The sequence below is a fragment of the Alphaproteobacteria bacterium genome (assembly GCA_035625915.1).
Lineage (GTDB): Bacteria > Pseudomonadota > Alphaproteobacteria > JACZXZ01 > JACZXZ01 > DATDHA01.
This window is the reverse complement of sequence record DASPOR010000021.1, coordinates 1-2,818: the sequence shown is the minus strand read 5'-3', so window position 1 is coordinate 2,818 and position 2,818 is coordinate 1. Positions and strand designations below refer to the sequence as shown.

The 2,818-nt window shown below is 61.2% G+C and carries 3 protein-coding genes; 1 reads left to right on the top strand and 2 read right to left on the bottom strand.

From position 1 onward, the window contains the following. The coding region (locus VEJ16_01985; protein ID HYB08423.1) for an aminotransferase class V-fold PLP-dependent enzyme at positions 1-702 on the bottom strand (702 nt) is incomplete at its 3' end. A gap of 41 nt (positions 703-743) precedes the next feature. Continuing rightward, entirely contained in the window at positions 744-1,796 is a 1,053-nt protein-coding gene (locus VEJ16_01980; protein ID HYB08422.1) for a hypothetical protein, read from the bottom strand. A gap of 160 nt (positions 1,797-1,956) precedes the next feature. Between VEJ16_01980 and VEJ16_01975 the strand changes: the two genes are divergently transcribed. Continuing rightward, positions 1,957-2,818: ImmA/IrrE family metallo-endopeptidase (locus tag VEJ16_01975; GenBank protein ID HYB08421.1), on the top strand; the 862-nt coding region annotated here is incomplete at its 3' end.

The following is a 2,818-nucleotide window of genomic DNA, read 5'->3' as shown; positions in this document are numbered from 1 at the left end:
CTTGATCATGTCGCGATAGTCGAAGAAGCAGCGCGGCAATTTCGCGGTTTCGCCTGCTTTCAACGCCTTTTGACTGACGCAGACGATGGCGAGACCCGTCGGCAGCATGAAGCCCTTCTGCGAGCCGGCCACCGCGATGTCGACGCCCCACTCGTCCATGCGGAAGTCGATTGAGGCGACCGAGCTAACGCCGTCGGCAAACAGCATGGCCGGATGATTGAGCTCGTCGAGAATCTTGCGCACGCCGGCGACGTCGGACGTGACGCCCGTCGCCGTCTCGTTGTGCGTGACGAGCACGGCCTTGATCTTATGCTGCTTGTCCGCGGCCAGCCGCCCCCGGTACTGATCGAGAGGCACGCCCTTGCCCCATTCGACGTCGATGGCGTCGACGTCGAGGCCAAAGCGCTGGCAGAGATCGACCCACAGCAGCGAGAACTGGCCAAACACGGAAGCCAGCACTTTGTCGCCGGGCGACAGTGTATTGGCGATGGCCGATTCCCAGCCGCCGGTGCCCGAGCCCGGGAAAATGAAGACCTGGCCGTTCTTGGTCTGAAAGATCTCCTTCAAATCGGTAAACAGCGGCACCGTGAATTTCGGAAAATCAGGGGCGCGGTGATCTTCCAGCGCAACGTCCATGGCCTGGCGGATGTGGAACGGCATGTTGGTGGGGCCGGGTACGGAAAGGCCCTTGAATCCTGGCATTTGAACCTCCCTTGGATTATTTTGAGCGTTGACCGCCTCCTTTAGGCGGCAGAAACCTTTGTGCGCGCGAGCGCGGCATCGACGAATGCAACCGTGCGGTCGATGGCCGGATGCGCGATGCCGCAATGACGGCCGATGATCTGCACGAGCCTGTCGACGCGCTCGACCGCAGCCGCGCCGCCCGCGATCGCGCGCGCGACCGAAGACGGCGCGATGAGCTTATCGGTTGCAGCAACGTATTTCTCAAACGGGACGAGGCTATCGGTGCCGCGGCCGAGGTGGTGCACGATCGACTCGACGACGGAATAGATTTCGGAGGAGAGAGCGAGATCGGATTGCACGGCCTCGCGGATCGAAATCGGCTCCCCTGCGGTGACGCAGCGATAATTGCCCGTGAGCAACATCGGCCACTTGGCGAATGGTACGAACAGCGAGTCATGCACGCGCAATTTCACCGGTACGTCCTGGCCGTCGAGGGTAATGGCGTCGATGTCCCGCTCGAGCTGGCGTAGGATCTCGTTGTGTTTCGTGGACGGAAAGATCGCCGCCTTGAAGTTGGTGGGTAGATTGACCGCGAGCACATTGGCTGGTTCGTCGGCCAATCGCGCCGCTTGGGGATCGGGCGAACACAGCGTCATGAGGTGCGGATCGAAGCGATCCCATACGCGCGCGTCCGAATAGGCGGCCTCCGCGGCGCCGGCATCGATGCCAGCGATACGCTTGAGATACGGTAGCGGCGGCATGTTCATGAGCGACAGGCATGGCACGCGCGCCTCGCCGATCTCATTTAGAAGGTGACGTACGGTGTGGTGCAGGTACTGCGGCTCCTGCATCGCCAGCACCACGAGGTCGTAGTCCGGAAGCTCGACCGTCTCCGGATCTTTGGCATCGAGGTAGCCGGGAAGGTCAGCCGAGCGGATGCGGCGGCGAGCGGTCTCGCCCTTAAGCTGGAGGCGAACTTCGGTGCCACGCATATTGATCAACTCGGCGGTGGCCCGGCGACAGACCAGCGTCACGTCATGACCCGCCATGAGGACTTTGGTGCCGAACAAGGACCCGTATGATGCGCCAAGGATCAAAACCTTCAGGGTCATTTGAGACCTCCGTGATGGACCGTTTCCTGCCCCAAGCGGTTTGCCGCATGTTCTGGCTCGGACCTAACACGCGGGGTCGAGGAACTCCTTTCTTTTCAGGTTTATGTGTTGTATGTTTCCATACAAAGTAGCAGAAACTGTAACTTTGTAGTGTTCGGCGATGACCAAAACCTTCGTGGGACCACAGCTTCGGCAGCTCCGCCGCGAGCGCCGCCAGACCCAAGCCGAGATGGCTAGGGTGCTGGGCGTCAGTGCTGGCTACGTGAACCTGCTCGAGAATAACGAGCGAAGTCTATCGCTGCGCGTTCTCATGTCGCTCGCGGACAATTACGGCGTCGAATGGCGGGACATGGTCGCCGACAAGACCTCGAACCTGCTTGCCGAGCTACGCAGCGTCATCAAGGACCCCATGTTCTCGGCCTATACGCCGGACCTCACCGAGCTGCGCGCCGCCATCGATCATGCGCCGCGATTGGTCGAGCAGTTCCTCCATCTCTACGGCATTCATCGCAACGCCCTTGAGCGCCTGATGCGCCAGGGCACGAATGTGACCGCCGATCGCCTGCTCGCGAGCTCCGCCGAAGCGGCGGTGCACGACTTCTTCCGAGACAATTTGAACTACTTCCACGATCTCGAAATCGCCGCCGAAGCACTGCGCGCGACGGAAGCCTGCGAACCCGACGACACCTATGCCGCCTTGAAGGCGCGGCTTCTCAACACGCACGGCATTCGCATTCAGCGCCGCGCCACCGAGGAGATGACGCAAGCGCTGCGCGTCTATGACAGGGAAAACCGGGTCATCTATCTGTCCGAAGCGCTTGACTTCTCCAACGTGGTCTTCCAGATCGCCCATGTGCTGTGCCTGGTCGAGCTGCGGGATCTGCTCAACAAGCTGACCAGCGGCCGCAAAATCACCGCCGGAACGAGTTTGGCGCGCTGTCACGTCGAGCTCGCCAACTATTTCGCGGCGGCATTCCTGATGCCCTACGAGCCGTTTATGCGCGATGCGGAATCGATGGGCT

Coding starts and splice junctions, on each gene's coding strand:
- VEJ16_01980 (HYB08422.1), bottom strand. CDS start 1,796: ATGACCCTGAAGGTTTTGATCCTTGGCGCATCATACGGGTCCTTGTTC.